Genomic DNA, 17,474 nt, shown 5'->3' with positions numbered 1-17,474 from the left:
CTGGGTATATTTGATATTAAAGGGAGCTAAATTGCTCCCTTTTTTAATTTATTAGAAGAGTAACCTCAGCAATTATTGCATCCCCTCTTCCTAATTCTCCTAATATATGCTCTGCAGTTTTAGCCTTTACAGAAATATCATCAATTGAAATATTCAAAAGCTTTGATAAATTCTTTCTTATATCATATATATGTGGACCAAGCTTTGGTGTTTGAAGGATTATATTTATATCAATATTAACTATATCAAAGCTAGCTAGCTGAAGAGTTCTTCTTAATAGCTCAACACTTGATATATTTTTATATTCATCATCAGATGGTGGAAAGTGCGTTCCAATATCGCCTAAAGCCTTAGCACCTAAAAGCGCATCAATTAGAGCATGAAGGAGTACATCTCCATCTGAGTGAGCCTCTTCCCCCTTATTCGATGGAATAATAACACCACCTAAGATGAGAGGGCGGTTCTCTACCAGCTTATGAAGGTCAAAGCCTTGTCCAATTCTCATAGCTCATCCTCTACCTGATTTAAGAGTCTTCTAAAGGTTTCATTAGCCTCTCTAGAGGCTCTACCTTTCCTTCTATCCTCAATGTAGCTCTCTATTTGCTTTCTTGCATCAGGAATATCGCGCTCATATGTTATCTTGATATTTGCTTCATCACCCTCACAGACACAGCAATTAAAGCCTGCTTTTACATATATTTCTGAGTCATCGGTAGCTTTGTTTATATCTTGATTTTCATATGCAGCTATAAGCTTATCAAACTCAAAGAATTGAGGTGTTTGCACTCTAACTAATCCACTTCTAGAAGGACATTCAATGATAGAGCCAGTTTTATCAATACGTCTAATAGAGTCTGTTACAGGAAGTGCTGGTACAGCACCTGATGAATTAAACGCAGTTGCTAAAACATTAATTATTAATCTTGGTGTTACATATGGTCTTGCACCATCTTGAATTGCAACATATTCAAATGGAATATTTATCTCTTTTAATTTATCTAGAGCATTCTTAACAGATTCCTGTCTACTCTTTCCACCCTTAACAAAGAACATAGGAATTGTATTTATATCTGCTAAATCCTCTAGAGCAACAATAGTTTCATCAAGTGAATCATCCTTATATGTGACTACTACTGCCTGAAGGGAAGGAATTTCAAAAAATGGTTCTGTAGCACGATATAAAACACTATGTCCATCGAGCTGTAAAAATTCCTTTTTTACACTCTCAGAATTCTCATATGTGGAGGAAAATCTTAGTGATGAACCAGCTGCAGTTACTATTAGGGCAAAACTCGGAATACTCATTAGCTTTCTAATCTTTCAAGGATCAAAGTTGAGATTTGCTCACTATCAAGACTCATAGCAAGAGAAGCCTCTTCAATTAGAAGATTTAATGCGCTTTCATATATCTTTTTTTCTTGAATAGGAAGCTCTTTGATCTTTGAACGATGATACAGCGTCTGAACTACTTTTGCAATGGAACCAATTGAGCCATTGTGTATTAGCTCCTGACTTTTATGTAATCTCTCCTTCCAATCAAGAGTAGAACTATTATCTTTATTTGAAATATTCATTATGGCATCGGTCGCTTCACTTTTTGATACAATTGAGCGAATTCCAATATCCCTAGCACGATCAACAGGAATTAGTAAATTCATGTCTGTATTTTTTAGGTATATGGAATAGTAGCTTTCCATAACACCATTTCGTTTCTTTTGTACTATGTCTTTTACGACACCCATACCCTGTTCTGGATATACAACATGTTCTCCAATGTTAAATTTTTCTGTGATCGCTTTCATGTACTAACTGTATCATGTTTTACTCCCTTTAATCAAGTATATATATTCTATATAAAAAGTTATATGTATATTACTCTCTTGTTTTACTACCAAAAGCAGGGTTAATGATAATCAATTTTACATTAAAATTTGAAAGTGTTTCATTTTTAATATAATTGTAAAACAAATTGCCATGACATATACTCAAAGCTATGAAAAAGAATATTAGAAAAGCAGGAGTATTGCTCCATCCAACTAGTTTACCAACAAAATATGGTGTTGGAACAATAGGTAAAAGTGCTTATGACTTTGTTGATAAGCTCTATAAGGCACATGTAACCTTGTGGCAGATTCTTCCACTTGGACCAACTGGCTTTGGTGATAGCCCATATGCAGCTAGATCAACCTTTGCTGGAAATGAAATATTAATTGATTTAGATTCTCTCTATGAAAATGAGCTATTAGATGTTACTGATCTCGTTGGAAAGGCCTTTAGCTGTGATAGAGTTGATTATGGTAAGGCTAGAGAATTTAAAATGCCTCTTTTGAAGAAGGCTGCAGAGAGATTCTTAAAAAGCCCAAGCCCTGACTATGAGGAGTTTAAAGCTGAGAAAGCTTGGTGGCTTGATGACTATGCTCTTTACCAGGTGTTAGTAGATACATTCAATGATTCAAGATGGTTCTGTGCTTGGCCAAAGGATCTAAAGCTTAGAAAGAAGAGTGCTTTAAATAAGGTTATTAAGGAAAAGAGCTATGAAATAGAGCTATATAAGGTATATCAGTACTTCTTCTTTAAGCAGTGGAATGCGCTAAAGGCATATGCAAATGAAAAGGGTATTGAGATTATCGGTGATATCCCTATCTTTGTTGCTCCAGATAGTGTTGATGCATGGACTAATACAAAGCTCTTAAAGCTAGATGAGAATTGTGACCAGGAAGTATCCTCAGGTGTACCACCTGATGCATTCTCTGCTACAGGCCAGCTTTGGGGAAATCCTCTATATAGATGGAGTGAGCACGAAAAGAGTGACTTTAGCTGGTGGGTAAGTAGAGTTAGAGAAACTCTTAAGATGTGTGATATTGTTAGAATTGACCACTTTAGAGGTTTTGCAGCTTGCTGGGAAGTCCCTGCTGATGAGGATACTGCTTTAAATGGTAAATGGGTTGAGGCTCCGGGTCAGAAGCTTATTGATGCTATAAAATCTGAGCTTGGTGAGGATTTACCTATCATCGCAGAAGATTTAGGTGTAATTACAGAGGATGTAGAGGCATTAAGAGATAATAATAATCTTCCTGGTATGAAGATCTTACAGTTTGCTTTTGCTTATAATGATGATGGCACCTATGATACTACAAATGCATACCTTCCTCATAACTGTGATTACAACAGTGTAATTTATACAGGTACACACGATAACAATACTACTCGTGGCTGGTATTTTAGTCTTAATGATAGAGATAAGGACTATGTAAGACGTTACCTTGAGAGTGGGGATGATGATGTAGTTTATAAGCTTATTAAAGAGGCTATAGCTTCAAGATGTAAATATGCGATTATCCCAATGCAGGACCTACTATACCTCGATAGTGATGGAAGAATGAATGTTCCATCAACCTGTGGAACCTCTAACTGGTCTTGGCTTATGGATCAAAAGGCTTTAGACGATGAGCATAATCTTGATCGTTTCTGCTACTACATCGATTTATATGGTAGGTATGATGCGTGAACATCATTCTTTTTGATAAAGATGTAAGAGAGTTTAAAAAGGGGGATGAAAGGTATGAGCACCTAAAAAAGGTGCTCCATGCTACTCTTGGTTCAGAATTCCGAGGTGGAGAGCTGAATGGAGATGTAGGTGTTTGTACTATCACAGCACTTGATAGTGAGAAAATTACCTTTACCTTTGAAGGAGATAAAGAGGATATAGACCTTTATCCTCTAACTGTATTACTAGCACTAGTTAGACCAATTTGCATGAAGCGTATTTTACGTGAGCTTGTTTCACTTGGAGTTGAAAGAATAATTCTTACTCGCTCCGATTTAGGGGAGAAGAGTTACTCTGAATCCTCTTTATACACCACAGATGAATATAAGAACATAATGATAAATGGCGCTATGCAGGGTGGACACACTGGTGTTAGCCAAGTTATTTTTGCATCCAAGGTTGAAGAAGCCATAAAAAGCGTTGATAATAATTATACAATGCTACTTTTAGATAATGTAGTTGGTGCAAAGAGATTTAAAGAGCTTGAGCTAAAGAATAAAAGAGTTTGTATTGCTATCGGCCCTGAAAGAGGGTGGAGCGATAGAGAAAGAGAGCTTTTGCTCGATGCAGGGTTTATCCCAACAATAATGGGAGACCACATCTTAAGAACTGAGACAGCAAGTGTAGCTGCTGTAGCGCTTTCACTTGAAGCAATGGATATAATTTAAGGAGTTTTTATATGGCACATTGTATTAATGAAGAAGCTGAGAAAATTCTAGATAAAGAGTATAAGGTATTGGATAAGGGCTTTATTCGTTTAGTTGATTATCTAGGAAATGATGAGAGAATTGTTCAAGCAGCTAGAGTCAGCTATGGAAATGGTACTAAGAGCTATAGACAGGATAAGGGATTAATCAATTACCTTTTAAGAAATGATCATACATCACCATTTGAGCAGGTCGTTTTTACATTCCACGTTAAGGCACCTATCTTTGTTGCTCGTCAGTGGGTTAGACATAGAACTGCAAGAATAAACGAAATTAGTGGAAGATACTCAGTAATGAAGGATGATTGCTATGTTCCTTCTCCTGATAAAATTGCTTTACAAAGTGAAGATAATAAGCAGGGTAGAAAGAATGAGTGTGTCCCAGAAGAGGTTAGTAATGAGGTTAGAGATATTTTAATTAAAAATAGTGAGGATACCTTTAAGTCCTATAATGAGCTTTTAGATATGGGAATCGCTCGTGAGATTAGTAGAATAAATCTTCCTCTATCAATGTATACAGAGTTCTATTGGCAAATAGATTTACACAATTTATTCCATTTCTTAAAGCTTCGTCTTGATGCTCATGCTCAATATGAAATTAGAGCATATGCAGAGGTTATGCTTGAGATGGTTTCAAAGGTTTGTCCTATTGCTACTGATGCCTTTAAAAACCTAAAGCTTGGCTCAGTCACCTTCAGCCAGAGAGAGATGGAGGCTATTAAAGCAATGCTCAAGGGTGAAGAGGTAGAGCTTGAAAAGAGAGAAAAGGAAATATTTGAGTCAAAGCTAAAATAAGGTATAGAGTATGCTTACATTAATAGTTTCAAAGGATAACTCTGGCAATTACACATCAATTAGTGAAGCAATAAATGCTGTTAGCTATCGTGAAAAAGCAAGAATTATTGTAAAGGAAGGTATTTATAGAGAAAAGCTCTTCTCTGATAAGAGTAATATCGAGCTAATCGGGGAAGGCAATGTCTTTATTACCTTTTCAGATAGTGGTCGTGAAATCTTAGATAATGGACTTAAAAGAGGAACGTTCAGAAGCTATACAGCATTCTTTTCAGGTGAAAGACTATTACTTGAAAATATAACAATCCATAATGGAGCTGGAAGCGGTAAGGATGTTGGCCAAGCTATTAGTCTATATCTCGATGTAGATAATGCATATTTAAAGAATGTTAAATTATTAGGTCATCAAGATACATTATTTTTATCCCCTCTACCTGAAGAAGAAAGAGAAAAAAGAGGGTTCTATGGCCCAAGATGCTTTTCTCCAAGAGTTAGAAAGCACTCTGTGTTTGAAGAGTGTACAATTGAAGGTAGTGTTGACTTCATCTTTGGTGGAGGAGATGCTGAGTTTAGAAATTGTAATATTGTCAGTAACGATGATGGCTTTGTTACAGCGCCTTCAGGAAAGAGCTCCTGGGATGGGCTTTTATTTGAAGGCTGTACATTCACATCTCCTTTAAATAAAAAGGAGAATGTTTATCTAATGCGTCCATGGAGAGATGAAGGAAAAGCAATCTTTAATAGCTGTACCTTTGGCCCCCACATTAATAGAAGGGGCTTTATCCCATGGCCAGGTAGAGAGGATAAGGCAGAGCTAGCAACCTTTGAAATGAATAATTGTGTTTTTATTTAAAGCTTAGATTTGCATAAATTTTCTCTAAGCGTTCATTTGGAAAGCGGTTATCGAGTATAACCTCTAGCTGGTTTGAGGGTTCTTTGTTATTTATTCTCTCAGCCCATCTATATACTGCTAGGCCTGAGACAGCACTGTTAAAAACTATAAAGACACATAGCACCCAAACTGCTATTTTTCCAGCTTTATCGGGAATAGCTAAAATCCAAGAAGCAATTCTTGGATAAATTTTTTTAATCCAGAGAATTCCTAGTAAGCCCCAAAATACAGAGTATAGTAAACAAATTCTTCCATTTAGATTAAATGGGATATTAGAGTAATCCCAGCTTGTAGAGCCAAAGAGTAGCTCCTGAAAGTATGAACAAAAGTACTCAACAACACTACCTGTGATAAACCCACCTAAAAACGAGAAGGTCCATGATCTATTTCGATATTTATATAGGGCTAGAGTTAGTACTAATGCACCAATACCATATACTAGATTAAATGGACCATATACAAGTCCTGAGCGTGATTCAAGGTATCCATTTCTTAAATAGCACCAAATGAGTTCAATTAATACTCCTACAAAGGAGCCTGTAAAGAAGATTAAAAATAGCTTGTAGAAATTTATTCCTCTTGCAAAGTGCATCTGCTGCTCTTCTTTGAAATCTATAGTGCCATTAGCTGGTGCATTCTTTATTCCAAAGTGCTTTTTATTACTTCTTTCTGTATCCCTAAGCCTTGTTGAGAGCTCATCAGAGGCCTCAACTAGATGCTTATGAGCCTCTTTGTAGCTATCAGCAAGCTTATTTAAACGCTTTATTTCTCTATCTATATCTTTATAAAGCTTTACCTTTTCCTTCTCTGTTAGAGTATCCTCTTGTGCTAATGCCTCATAGTATAGTGTTAATCTATCATTAAGCTTTTCTTCATTAATCATGATGAAAATATAATACAGGAAGAGAAAAAATAAAACTGTTTAAAGCTTAGAGCTTATCTTTGAAAAATAAGCTTTTTTCATATCAAGCTCAAAATCTTTATCGCAGGAGTACTCTCTATTTAAGCAAGGCTTCCAAAGTGATGGATCCTCCATACATAGATAGAAGAATATATTATCCTTAAAGTCTTGTGAAAAATATGAGTAAAGCGTTGAAAACATCTCTCTTTTAATATCGAGAGTATAAGAATACTTTCCAGCGGCCTCAGCTAGAGGAATTTCTAATACTCTAGATGGTGTCCTATTACATCTTAAATGTTGTAATACAGCTTTAGTAAAGGTAAGAGTTCCCATGCTAATCATTACAATATCTTTGTAATCAAAGGTATCCTCTATTCTCTTTACAACCTCCTTATACTCCTTTTCCCATCCCTTAAAGTAAATCATTGGGTGTATATGAAAGCCAACTAAATTACCATTTTTAACAGCTAAGACTGCACTCTTAAGCCTTTCAGCTAAGCTTGCTGTTAGATGCTCCTCCTTTTCAATTATAGTTGGAGCATTTAACGACCAGGTAAAGATCATGTTTTTAGGATACTCTCTATTAAAGAAATCATTTCTAGGACTTTTACTTTTTAGCTCAATAACAATATCACTATGGCTTTTTGCAAAATCAGCTAGAGAGGAAAGCGTATTAAAGCTATCTCCAAATAAAAGAGAGTCTGAGGCTTGTCCTGTTCCAATGTGCCAAATGGAGGAGGTATCGATGTTTTTTAGGTTTTTATCTAAATCGCTTACTACCTTTATTTTATTTTCACTGTAAAAGGCTTGAACAGAGCAATAGGAGCAGCCAAAGGAGCATTGCATAGCTGCATCTAGAGTAGTTAGCTTACAGCACCTAGTTTTTTCTCCATCAACAGGGCAGGGACACTTTCCAAAGAGCTTTAAGCCATCTGAATATATTTTTTCTATAGATTCCTTTTTCCTTACAATTGTTGGAGGAAAGAAGGTTGAATAATCTGTAGGAGTATACCTTAATTCATGCATTCTTTTCTCTATCTGATTAATAAGCTCCTGTCCTCTTCTCTTTCCTATTTGCTTATCAATTTTATTAAAATCTAAAAATGAAAAAATATCACCTTCCTGGAAGAGCTCTAAATCGGCACTTTCCTTAACTAAGATTAATCTCTGTGCTTTTGTAAGCTGGTAAGAAGAGAAAAGATCTTGAAGTCTTTCTCTTTTTTCAACTGAAAATGAGTTAAATAGCTCTTCAAATGCGTCCATCTATATACCTTTTTAATTTCGTCTTTAAGCTGTATTATATATCCTATGAGCGCAAAAGACCAAGCCCGTAGCTTACCTGAAAATCCTGGCGTATATATGATGAAAAACATAGATGACACAGTAATCTATGTTGGTAAAGCGAAGAATTTAAAAAGAAGAGTTAACTCCTACTTCCTTCCAAATCGTGATGCAAAGACTAGTGCTTTAGTTGCTAAAATTGATCATATCGATTACATCATTACAGGTAATGAATATGAGGCGTTGGTATTAGAAAATAACTTAATTAAGAAATATAATCCTCACTACAACATCCTACTTAAGGATGGAAAGAGCTATCCTTTAATTAAGATTACTAATGAAGAGTTCCCTAGAGTTTATAAAACTAGAAGAATACTTCCAGATAATTCTAGCTACTATGGTCCATTTCCAAAGGGTAAGCAATTAGAGGATTATATTGAGCTAATTAGGAGTACATATCATCTAAGGCTTTGTTCAGGGCCATTAAAAAAACGTGAAAAGCCTTGCTTATACTATCATATTCATAAGTGCTTAGGCCCATGTGTCTTTCCAGATTGCAAAAATGATTATTTAGATGAGATTGCTGAGATAAAGGAGTTTTTATCTGGTAATGATCAAAAGGGCTTAATTAGATTAAGAAACCTTATGATGAAGGATGCTAAGGAGCTTAGGTTTGAAGAGGCTGTTAAGAAAAGAGAGCTATTAAAGTCCTTAGAATCTGTTATGAGTGAGCAGGCTGTACAGGATAATAGTGGAGAAAGCCGAGACTATGCTGCAATTGAGATGAGAGGAACTCTATGTAGTGTTGCTATTATGCAAATTAGAAATGGTAATCTAATTGGTAAAGCTCTATACCGTGCTGAAAGTATGGGTGATGAAACTGAAATCCTCTTAAGCTTTTTAATTCAATACTATTGTGATGGAGAATCACTTCCTTCAGAGCTTTATGTCTCACATGAAATTGATACAGAGCTAATTAGTAGATACTTTAAAGAAGAGCTTCATATGCCAATTTATATTGGCTTTCCTAAGGAGGGTAAGCACTATAGAATATTGAGAATGGCAGAGGTCAATGCTCAAGAGGATGTTGAGAAGAGAATGTGTGCAATAAATAACTCACCAGCTCTTGAGAGAATGAAGGAGCTTCTAGGTTTAGATAGAGTTCCAATCCACATTGAGGGCTTTGATATTGCCCACCTTGCAGGTAAATATACAGTTGCATCATTAATAGTTTTTAAAAATGGAAATCCAAGTGTTAAGGACTATAGAAGGTTTAATATTAAATCTCTTGATGGAAAAATCGATGACTTTGAGTCGATGCGTGAGGCTGTAACTAGAAGATATACAAGATTAGTAAATGATAATCTTGAGCTCCCTGATTTAATCTTAATCGATGGTGGTAAGGGACAGGTCCATGCAGCTGTTGAAATGCTTGAGGTTATTGGCTTAGATGATATTCCAGTTGTTGGTCTTGCAGAGAGAAATGAGGAGCTAGTATTTCCTGATGAAAGGCCAAACCTCGTCCTTGATAAGGCCGATAGTGCATTAAGAGTTTTAATTGCTGTGAGAGATGAGTGTCACCGCTTTGCAACTAGTGCAAACCAAAGAATGAGAAGTAAGGAAGCTACCTTTGCACTCCTTGAATCTATCGAAGGAGTTGGAAAGGTAAGAAGTAAAAGAATTATGGAAGTGTGTGGTAGCGTTGAAAAAATCCTTGAGCTTGATAGCCAAAGTCTTGCTAAAAAGTGTTCAATACCATTAGATGTTGCTGAAAGAATTATCCATAAGCTCACACTCTAGCTTCTCTGAGCTCTCTTTTCCCTTATTAACAATAATAGTGTAAAGCATGCATTCTAGCATTGTTCTTACAAGCTCTTGAGGTGCCTTTCTTATTTCAGCATCTATCATCTCTATATATGAAATAATATTGTCACAATCGGTAGCTGAATATTTTTTTAATGCCTTTGAGTAGGTAGCTTGGTCATTTGGGTTAAAGATACCCTTATAGTCAAATGGTGAGGTTTTTAAGGAGCCAACTAATTTAAAGGCTTCATACAGCTTATTCTCTTTAGCCTTTATGTGTAAATCCTCTAGCATTCTAAAGCTCTTACCTAGAGCTGAAACAGTTGAAATAGCTCCATCAGAGCGAGTAGTCATTATCCTTGCTAAGGATGCAATTGAGCTAGGTAAATCACCATTTGCAATATGAGAAAAGAGTGTTGCTGGAGTTTCCTCTCTAGTATGAGCTAAAAATTTAGAAACATCCTCCTCTGTAATTACTTTATCTGTTTTCTTTGCAAAGAAATCGATTACAGGGTAGCAAAAGGTTCTAATTTCTAGAGTATTATTTTCTACTAAGGATAGAATAAGAGTAACAGCCTCAGGAGTAATTCTGAAGCCTTCTTTTTTAAAAAGAGTAGTTACATAGTATTTCTTTTCATCCTCTTTCATCTCATAAAAAGCAACAGTATTTTCTTTTTTTATTAGTGCTGTTAATTCAGCTGGAAACTTCCTTACAGAATTTTCACTTGAAATTATAAATAAAAAGGAGTCATCGCTTGGGGTTTTTAAATATTTTATAAGTGCATTGACCAAGGCTCCCTTCTTTATATCATCGAAGCTTTTAAGCTGTACTATTTTAGAGGATGAAAAGAGTGAAGAGGAGTTGAGTGCATCTGTAAGCACCTCAGGAGTTGTTTCAAAGGTAAATAATAATATTTGCTCAGCATCGGGATAGCTTTTAAGAATCTCTCTTTTCTTTTCATTTATCCAATCCTGCTTCTTTCCTTCCTCTGGACCAAATAGTAAATATGCTTCACTCATAAAATCTAATTACCCTTGTTAAAATTCCATATATTTCGATATCCATACAAACCTTAAGATTTGAATCAATATTTATGTTCGTTAACAATATCCTGCCAGCCTGTATTTGATATCTTCTTATTAATACTTCGTCTGTACTTTCAACCTTACAAAGAATAATATCATTTTCTTTAGCTTTTTTCTCTTTTCTAAAAATTAAAGTATCATCGGGTAGTATTCCGGCATTTATCATAGATTCATTTGGTGCTTGAATAGCAAAATACTCATAGCCTTCATCTAGGATGAGGTTGCTAAGTGTTAGCTTAGTACAGCTTCCATCCTTTTTATAGTAGTTAATATTAATACACCTTAGCTTTGGTTCATCCTCTTCAAGCAGCAAAATAGAACGTGCAGTATTATCTCTTTGGATATAACCCTTCTTTTCTAATGCCTTTAGATGATCATGGACAGAGGAAGCAGCAATAGAGAAATTATCTCCTATCTCCTCAAGAGATGGAGAGCGTGAATACTCACTCTTATATGCTTTTATATAGGAGAGTAATTCTTCCTGTCTTTTTGTTAGCTTTCTTCTTCCTTCCATGAAAAATAATGATAACACGAAAGATATATCATTTACAAACAAGAGAGTTCATTTGCTCACTTTGATAATATCATATATACTGTTAGAGATATGAAGGTTTTAATTATTGGTGCTGGTAGACGTGGTTTAAGGCTAGCACGCCATTTGATTGAGGAAAAAAAGTCAGTAACTTTTTTAGATAGCTCTAGTGATAGATGCCAAAGTGCTGTAAGTAAGCTTGATTGCTTAGCTATATGTGGCTCTGCAACTAATATTGATAAGCTTATAGAGGCAGGTGTTGAGGATTCAGAAATAGCTGTAGCAGTAACTGACTCAGATGAGGTTAATTTAGTAAGCTGTGGTTTAATTGTTGCAAATTTCCCTAATGTTAAGAAGACAGTTGCAGCTATAAGATCTATCTCATATCTATCAAATAATGATGATGAGCATGGAACTTCCTTATTAGGTATTTCCGATATAGTAAACCCAGATAGTGAAGCAGCTAGAAGAATTATCGACGTAATTAGAAGTGGCTTTTACCATGATACAATTATCTTCCCTGATACAAATTTTTTACTTTTTACAATGCATATTTCGAAGAGAAATCCTTATGTAGGAATGTCTCTTGCACAGTTTAGAGCGAGCTTTAAGGGAAATATTGTTGTTACAGGAATAGAGAGAAAGGGTAAAGCAATATTACCTTGAGGTGATACAGTTTTAAAGCATGGAGATGAGGTTGCGATTATTTGTGATAGCGAAGAAACTCTCTCTATCTTTAATATTGAGGGTTCTAATGGAAATACGAAGAAGCTTTCTAGAGTTGTCTTAGTTGGAGGTACAGGTGTAACAAAGGCTCTCCTTGCAAGGATAACTCCTGAGGAAAGAGCTGTTATGACTCTAATTGAAAAGGATGGTGCAACAGCAGAGGAGTTTTCAAAGCGCTTTTCAGATATTTTAGTTATCCATGGCTCAATTACAGATGAAGCTATTTGGGATGATGAAAACCTTGTAGATAGTGATCTATTAATAAGTCTTACAGAGAATGATGAGCTTAATATTATTACAGCCTCATATGCAAAGAAGCTTGGAGTTTCAAGATCTATTGCTCTAATTAAGACCAATCCAAACTATTTATCTCTTGCAAGACAATTTGATATAGATGTTCCTATTTCAACTACTGAAGCAACAGTAGATACAATTGTTAAGCATCTAAGAAGTGGTACTATTAAGAGTCTACATACTCTATTTGATGGAAAGCTAGAGGTATATGAGTATGTAATAAATGAAAACTTCGAATATCTTGGAAAGGCATTAAAGGATGTTAATCTAAGAGGTAAAGCAATTATTGCTAGTGTAAAGAAGAGTAATGGAGAGGCGTTTGTTCCTAGCGGAAACTACGTTTTTGAAAAAAATGATACAGTTCTACTTTGCTCTAACCATGATTACAGTGAATTTATTCAGGGGTTATTTGCGTGAATTTTAAATCTGTTATTAAGCTACTTTGCTTTATCCAGCTATTTATTGCGCTTTTAATGTGTATACCTTTTGCTTTATCGATTGTATATAAAGAGCAGGTAGCAACTGAAGCCTTTTTATTTACTATCTCAATAATGGTAGTATTTCATGTTATTTTACTACTATTTCTTAGAAAGGAGCCGATAAAGATTAAGGCTAAGGATAGCTATCTATTTGTTACCTTAACTTGGGTAATAGCTACAGCATTTGGAGCATTACCTCTATATTTAACAAAAACTCTACCAACCTACAGTGCCTCATACTTTGAGATAATGTCTGGTTTTACTACAACTGGAGCGACAGCGCTACAAACGATTGAGGATCAATTAAAGTCAATCCTCTTTTGGCGTGGAATGACTAACTGGCTTGGTGGTATGGGTATCGTTGTACTATTTGTAGCAATTCTACCATTTATGGGAGTTAGAGGTGCAAACCTAGTTTCAGCAGAATCTGTTGGACCAACTAAGGATAAGCTTACTCCTCATATCCAGCATACAGCTATGATTCTATGGGGAATTTATGTTGGCTTCTCTGTTTTAGAGGTGCTTTTCCTATTACTTGGAAAGCTTTCTATCTTTGATGCTGTTACAGTTACCTTTGGTACAATGGGTGCAGCCGGGTTCTCAGCAAAGAATAGCTCAATAGGAGGGTATAACTCTGCATATGTAGATTGGGTAGTAATAGTTTTTATGACAATTGCAGGTATGAACTTCGCTCTCTTTTTTAAGGCTATACAGGGTAGAATCGATAAGGTAATAAAGGATGCTGAGTTTAGAGTATATATCTCTTTGATATTTGTTTTTTCATTAGTTGGAAGTGTATCTTTATTAATTAATAGAGTTTATCCAAACTTTTTTACAGCTATTAGATACTCTGCATTCCATGTAATAAGTGTATTAACTACAACTGGCTTTGCTATTTGTGACTATACCTCTTGGCCGGTATTTAACCAGATGCTTTTATTCCTACTATTCTTTGTTGGAGGGTGTGCAGGCTCTGCAGGTGGTGGTATGAAGGTAGTAAGAATTTCTACATTAATGACACTTGCTAAAAACACAATTAAGAAGCGATTACACCCAAGAGCAGTAGTACAAACAAGGCTTGGAGGGGATATCATTGCGCAAGATACAACACTATCTATTGCGGGCTTTATTGGTGTATATCTTTTAACTGGCTTTGTTGGCGCATTAATTATATCTACCTCAGGACGCTCACTTGAAACATGTCTATCTGCTGCATTCTTATTTGTCGGAAATATTGGTATTGGTTTAGGTGATGTAGGACCTGCAGGAAACTTTTCTATATTTTCACCAATTCTACAGTGGGTAGCTTCCTTTTTAATGCTAGTTGGAAGACTTGAGCTATTTACTGTTTACGCTTTATTCTCAAAGTCCTTCTGGAAGAGGGGTTAAAGAAAGGAGTGCAGCATTACATTGCACTCCAAAAATATTAATTATCACTATTTTTCCATTACCTTTTCTTTTTCTTTCTTTGCTACTGCTTGAATTTTATCTGCAATAAGCTCGATTCCTTCATATAGCTCGTAGCAATCATAACTTACTATCTTCTCAGTTTTCCACTTGAAGTGAAGAATCGCATCGATATGAAATCCTATTCCTTTACTCTCTCTCTTGATAGCGATATCAAGGTCATGGAGATAGTCATCTGCAAATGATAGCTTTTGTAGCTTCTTGTCAATAAAGTCCTTAGTCTCTTGACTTGGTACGTAGTTAATGCCTCTGACTGTTAGATTCATGTCTTACCTCCCGATAAAATAGTCTATATATAAAGTATACTATCAAATGGGCTAAAAGCAAAACAAAATCAAAATAATCTATACTCCTCTAATATATGATGAGTCTATATCGAGCTCCTTACGATATTTATTAACAGTTCTTCTTGCACAGGAAATTCCCTTTTGAGCAAGCATATCACTAATCTTTTGGTCTGATAGAGCTTTACCAGTTGTGTTATTTTCGATAATCTCTCTTACCATATCCTTTACAGCTGTTTTACTAAAGGTAACTCCTGTATCCTCATTTTGAATACCACTCGGAAATAGCTCCTTAAGCTGGAAGAGTCCCCAATCGGTATCGATATACTTACTTGTTGTAATTCTACTTACTGTAGTTTCGTGAACACCAATCTCATCTGCAACCTCTTTTAAAGTAAGTGGCTTTAAGCTTCTTGGCCCAAAAGCAAAGAATGACTTTTGCTTTTCAAGAAGGACTCTACCTACCTTTTCAAGGGTACTTCTTCTTAAATCTAGCTGGTTAATTAAGCTTTCAGCAGATGATACCTCTGCTTTTAGATATTTACTTGCTTCCTTCTCTTCCTTGTTTTTCGAATCTGAGTACTCATCTAACATCTCACGATATTGATTATCTACAGAGACAACTGGTAAGGATGAGTCATTTATTCTTAATACTAATTTATTACCATCTTCATTTTTTATAGATAAATCAGGAATTATTGATCTATCCCAAGAGACACAATATTTTAATCCAGGGTAAGGTGTTAGAGTCTTTAGAAAATCAAATAGGGCTACTAGGTCCTCTTCATCAATCTTAAGTGCCTTTGCAACCTCCTTACTCTTCCCAGCTCTCATCTTCTCAAGATAGTTATTTACTAATTCTGTAAATGCTACTAAATCATCACCCTTTAAGCCTGCATCAATAGCTTGTAGTACTAACGATTCTTTATAATCCTTACATGCTATACCTGCTGGCTCTAGCTGATGTAAGACCTTTAGTGCTTCATCTAAATATTGAATATCGTTTTCAGATACTAAGCTACTAGGCTCCCTTGTGAAGAAACCCTTTTCATCAAGGGATGAAATAAGAATTTCTGCAACTCTACTTACATTCTCATCTAGCTTAATTGTACCTAGCTGGGAGAGTAAATGCTCCTCAAGAGTTTCTTCCTCCTTCACAGTACCTTCAAGCCAATTTTGATGGTTATCTGATAAATCAGAGCCATATGCTGAGGAATCTGAGTAATCCTCATAGCGATCTCTACGGGAATATTTATCTAAATATTCTTCGTAGCTAACTCCATTACTTTTCTTTGGCTCTTCAACAACTATAGTAGGGTTTTTACTTGCTTCATCCTCTATTTTTTGAATTAATTCATTTAGAGGTAATGTCATAAGCTCCAATGATTGGAGCATCTGTGTATTAAGCTTTAGCTGTTGCTTCTGTGTTAAGGAGAGAGAGGAGGCTATCATCTTATCTCCTCTTTCATAAAGTCATTACCAAAATAAATCTCTCTTGCGAGCTCATTGTTGATAAGCTCCTCTTTAGTTCCATAAACTAAAATATTACCTTCATTAATTATGTAGGCACATGTAGTTATTTCAAGAGTGTCTCTGACATTATGATCTGTTAATAAAATACCAATTCCTTGGTCCTTAAGCTTACGAATTATTTGTTTAATTTCATATACAGCCTTAGGATCGATTCCAGCAAAGGGTTCATCGAGTAGCAGAAACTTTGGGTTTGTAGCAAGGGCTCTTGCTATTTCTGTTCTTCGTCTTTCACCACCTGAAAGAGTGTAGCCATATTGCTTTCTAAGCCTAGAGATACCAAACTCCTCCATTAGGCTCTCAGTTAACTCTTTTTTCTCACTCTTTGATAAATCACTACGTGTTTGTACAACTAGCTTAATATTATCCTCGACAGTAAGCTTTCTAAAGATACTACTCTCCTGTGGAAGGTAGCTTAGTCCTAGCTTTGATCTTTTATGCATAGGGAGGAAGGTGATATTCTCTCCATTAAGTAATATCTTTCCACCATTACTTTTGATAAAGCCTACTATCATATAGAAGGTTGTAGTTTTACCAGCACCATTAGGACCAAGTAGGCCTGTAATAGAACCATTCTCCATAGAAAATGAAATTCCCTTTACTACCTGCTTTCTTCCATATTTTTTTGTAAGAGCTTCTACAGCAAGAGTATTAGCCATTAACCGCTCCTTTGATCTTACCTTCAAGTCTAATTTCTTCACTATCTAGATCAATTGAGAGTAGTGCTGAACTATAGCTATTATTATTCCAATCAACACTAGCATTTCCAGCTAAGACTAAAGTATTTTCACTTCTATTGAATGTAATCTTCTCTGCTCGAGCATTTAAGATATCTGAATCTGTATTCATCAATAATCGAGCTGACATTTCAAGAGAGAGTATTTCATTTTTAAGGTCATATACTACAGAAAATGATGATGCTTCTAACTCATTTATGCTATCAGAGACTTCACACCAGGAGCTAATAATTAAACGCTCAGCTACTCTATCGTAGAAGAGATTTGAGGTTTTAATTAAAAGTCCCTTTTCCTCATCCTTTATAGTAATTGCACCTGTACATGTAATTTGAGAGTAATCATCACCTGCTAATACAATTTCATCGGCAGTAATCTCCATGCCCTCAGCACTAACCATAGCATTGTTAGTTAGACTAA

Annotated in this window: 19 protein-coding genes; 8 read left to right on the top strand and 11 right to left on the bottom strand. The window is 35.5% G+C overall.

Features of this window, described 5'->3' with window-relative positions; genetic code table 11:
- Positions 1-43: 43 nt before the first annotated feature.
- Genes ispF through FYJ80_RS06485 form a run of 3 tightly spaced genes read right to left on the bottom strand, consistent with a single transcriptional unit; the run spans position 44 to position 1,802 of the window.
- Complete coding sequence (gene ispF, locus FYJ80_RS06495; protein WP_154425394.1) at positions 44-505, bottom strand: 2-C-methyl-D-erythritol 2,4-cyclodiphosphate synthase; 462 nt, start codon at positions 503-505, stop codon at positions 44-46.
- On the bottom strand, positions 502-1,305 hold the full coding sequence (locus tag FYJ80_RS06490; RefSeq protein ID WP_154425393.1) for an IspD/TarI family cytidylyltransferase: 804 nt from the start codon (positions 1,303-1,305) through the stop codon (positions 502-504). The genes ispF and FYJ80_RS06490 overlap by 4 nt, the downstream gene beginning before the upstream one ends.
- Positions 1,305-1,802 carry a CarD family transcriptional regulator gene (locus FYJ80_RS06485; protein ID WP_154425392.1) on the bottom strand — a complete coding sequence of 166 codons (498 nt, stop codon included), beginning with the start codon at positions 1,800-1,802 and terminating at the stop codon, positions 1,305-1,307. Before FYJ80_RS06485 ends, FYJ80_RS06490 begins: the two co-directional genes overlap by 1 nt.
- 191 nt (positions 1,803-1,993) lie before the next feature.
- On the opposite strand from FYJ80_RS06485, the gene malQ reads away from it, so the two are divergent.
- From malQ to FYJ80_RS06465, 4 genes are read left to right on the top strand one after another with little or no spacing between them, the layout of a single operon-like run.
- Positions 1,994-3,508, top strand: a complete 1,515-nt coding sequence (gene malQ / locus FYJ80_RS06480) for a 4-alpha-glucanotransferase (protein WP_154425391.1) — start codon at positions 1,994-1,996, stop codon at positions 3,506-3,508.
- The gene (locus FYJ80_RS06475) at positions 3,505-4,215 is read left to right on the top strand and encodes an RsmE family RNA methyltransferase (protein ID WP_328596762.1); all 711 of its coding nucleotides are present in this window, start codon (positions 3,505-3,507) and stop codon (positions 4,213-4,215) included. Before malQ ends, FYJ80_RS06475 begins: the two co-directional genes overlap by 4 nt.
- A gap of 11 nt (positions 4,216-4,226) precedes the next feature.
- Positions 4,227-5,048 carry an FAD-dependent thymidylate synthase gene (thyX, locus tag FYJ80_RS06470; protein ID WP_154425390.1) on the top strand — a complete coding sequence of 274 codons (822 nt, stop codon included), beginning with the start codon at positions 4,227-4,229 and terminating at the stop codon, positions 5,046-5,048.
- A 10-nt stretch (positions 5,049-5,058) separates the two neighbouring features.
- Positions 5,059-5,898: a pectinesterase family protein gene (locus tag FYJ80_RS06465; protein ID WP_154425389.1), complete on the top strand. Its 840-nt coding sequence runs from the start codon at positions 5,059-5,061 to the stop codon at positions 5,896-5,898.
- On the opposite strand, the gene FYJ80_RS06460 is transcribed toward FYJ80_RS06465, so the two are convergent.
- Both FYJ80_RS06460 and FYJ80_RS06455 read right to left on the bottom strand, forming a co-directional pair.
- Positions 5,891-6,820: a putative ABC transporter permease gene (locus FYJ80_RS06460; RefSeq protein WP_206360996.1), complete on the bottom strand. Its 930-nt coding sequence runs from the start codon at positions 6,818-6,820 to the stop codon at positions 5,891-5,893. The two genes, FYJ80_RS06465 and FYJ80_RS06460, sit on opposite strands and share 8 nt — an antisense overlap.
- A gap of 39 nt (positions 6,821-6,859) precedes the next feature.
- Entirely contained in the window at positions 6,860-8,101 is a 1,242-nt protein-coding gene (locus FYJ80_RS06455) for a spore photoproduct lyase family protein (RefSeq protein WP_154425388.1), read from the bottom strand.
- 45 nt (positions 8,102-8,146) lie between these two features.
- Between FYJ80_RS06455 and uvrC the strand changes: the two genes are divergently transcribed.
- On the top strand, positions 8,147-9,919 hold the full coding sequence (gene uvrC / locus FYJ80_RS06450; RefSeq protein WP_154425387.1) for an excinuclease ABC subunit UvrC: 1,773 nt from the start codon (positions 8,147-8,149) through the stop codon (positions 9,917-9,919).
- On the opposite strand, the gene holA is transcribed toward uvrC, so the two are convergent.
- Positions 9,878-10,942, bottom strand: coding sequence for a DNA polymerase III subunit delta (gene holA / locus FYJ80_RS06445; protein WP_154425386.1), 1,065 nt, complete (start codon positions 10,940-10,942; stop codon positions 9,878-9,880). The two genes, uvrC and holA, sit on opposite strands and share 42 nt — an antisense overlap.
- The gene (locus tag FYJ80_RS06440; protein WP_154425385.1) at positions 10,935-11,522 is read right to left on the bottom strand and encodes a LexA family protein; all 588 of its coding nucleotides are present in this window, start codon (positions 11,520-11,522) and stop codon (positions 10,935-10,937) included. Before FYJ80_RS06440 ends, holA begins: the two co-directional genes overlap by 8 nt.
- 27 nt (positions 11,523-11,549) lie before the next feature.
- On the opposite strand from FYJ80_RS06440, the gene FYJ80_RS06435 reads away from it, so the two are divergent.
- The 3 genes from FYJ80_RS06435 to FYJ80_RS06425 are packed head-to-tail and all read left to right on the top strand — an operon-like array spanning position 11,550 to position 14,428.
- Positions 11,550-12,206 (top strand): NAD-binding protein, encoded by a 657-nt coding sequence (locus tag FYJ80_RS06435; RefSeq protein ID WP_328596764.1) that lies wholly within the window; start codon positions 11,550-11,552, stop codon positions 12,204-12,206.
- A gap of 36 nt (positions 12,207-12,242) precedes the next feature.
- Entirely contained in the window at positions 12,243-12,977 is a 735-nt protein-coding gene (locus tag FYJ80_RS06430; RefSeq protein WP_328596763.1) for an NAD-binding protein, read from the top strand.
- Complete coding sequence (locus tag FYJ80_RS06425; protein ID WP_276998615.1) at positions 12,974-14,428, top strand: TrkH family potassium uptake protein; 1,455 nt, start codon at positions 12,974-12,976, stop codon at positions 14,426-14,428. The genes FYJ80_RS06430 and FYJ80_RS06425 overlap by 4 nt, the downstream gene beginning before the upstream one ends.
- 47 nt (positions 14,429-14,475) lie before the next feature.
- Here FYJ80_RS06425 and FYJ80_RS06420 read toward each other — a convergent pair whose 3' ends face one another.
- The 4 genes from FYJ80_RS06420 to FYJ80_RS06405 all read right to left on the bottom strand — a co-directional run.
- Complete coding sequence (locus tag FYJ80_RS06420; protein WP_154425382.1) at positions 14,476-14,772, bottom strand: HPF/RaiA family ribosome-associated protein; 297 nt, start codon at positions 14,770-14,772, stop codon at positions 14,476-14,478.
- A 78-nt stretch (positions 14,773-14,850) separates the two neighbouring features.
- A complete protein-coding gene (gene rpoN / locus FYJ80_RS06415) occupies positions 14,851-16,242 on the bottom strand; it encodes an RNA polymerase factor sigma-54 (RefSeq protein WP_154425381.1) in 1,392 nt (463 codons plus the stop codon).
- Entirely contained in the window at positions 16,239-16,979 is a 741-nt protein-coding gene (gene lptB / locus FYJ80_RS06410) for an LPS export ABC transporter ATP-binding protein (protein ID WP_154425380.1), read from the bottom strand. The genes rpoN and lptB overlap by 4 nt, the downstream gene beginning before the upstream one ends.
- The coding region (locus tag FYJ80_RS06405) for an LptA/OstA family protein (protein WP_154425379.1) at positions 16,972-17,474 on the bottom strand (503 nt) is incomplete at its 5' end. The genes FYJ80_RS06405 and lptB, both read right to left, overlap by 8 nt.

Origin of the sequence: Bullifex porci, from assembly GCF_009695635.1 — a bacterium.
Taxonomy (GTDB): domain Bacteria; phylum Spirochaetota; class Spirochaetia; order Sphaerochaetales; family Sphaerochaetaceae; genus Bullifex; species Bullifex porci.
Note: the sequence above shows the minus strand (reverse complement) of the source record. Positions and strands in the feature narration are given on the sequence as shown.

Coding starts and splice junctions, on each gene's coding strand:
- ispF (WP_154425394.1), bottom strand. CDS start 505: ATGAGAATTGGACAAGGCTTTGACCTTCATAAGCTGGTAGAGAACCGC.
- FYJ80_RS06490 (WP_154425393.1), bottom strand. CDS start 1,305: ATGAGTATTCCGAGTTTTGCCCTAATAGTAACTGCAGCTGGTTCATCA.
- FYJ80_RS06485 (WP_154425392.1), bottom strand. CDS start 1,802: ATGAAAGCGATCACAGAAAAATTTAACATTGGAGAACATGTTGTATAT.
- malQ (WP_154425391.1), top strand. CDS start 1,994: ATGAAAAAGAATATTAGAAAAGCAGGAGTATTGCTCCATCCAACTAGT.
- thyX (WP_154425390.1), top strand. CDS start 4,227: ATGGCACATTGTATTAATGAAGAAGCTGAGAAAATTCTAGATAAAGAG.
- FYJ80_RS06465 (WP_154425389.1), top strand. CDS start 5,059: ATGCTTACATTAATAGTTTCAAAGGATAACTCTGGCAATTACACATCA.
- FYJ80_RS06460 (WP_206360996.1), bottom strand. CDS start 6,820: ATGATTAATGAAGAAAAGCTTAATGATAGATTAACACTATACTATGAG.
- FYJ80_RS06455 (WP_154425388.1), bottom strand. CDS start 8,101: ATGGACGCATTTGAAGAGCTATTTAACTCATTTTCAGTTGAAAAAAGA.
- uvrC (WP_154425387.1), top strand. CDS start 8,147: ATGAGCGCAAAAGACCAAGCCCGTAGCTTACCTGAAAATCCTGGCGTA.
- holA (WP_154425386.1), bottom strand. CDS start 10,942: ATGAGTGAAGCATATTTACTATTTGGTCCAGAGGAAGGAAAGAAGCAG.
- FYJ80_RS06440 (WP_154425385.1), bottom strand. CDS start 11,522: ATGGAAGGAAGAAGAAAGCTAACAAAAAGACAGGAAGAATTACTCTCC.
- FYJ80_RS06420 (WP_154425382.1), bottom strand. CDS start 14,772: ATGAATCTAACAGTCAGAGGCATTAACTACGTACCAAGTCAAGAGACT.
- rpoN (WP_154425381.1), bottom strand. CDS start 16,242: ATGATAGCCTCCTCTCTCTCCTTAACACAGAAGCAACAGCTAAAGCTT.
- lptB (WP_154425380.1), bottom strand. CDS start 16,979: ATGGCTAATACTCTTGCTGTAGAAGCTCTTACAAAAAAATATGGAAGA.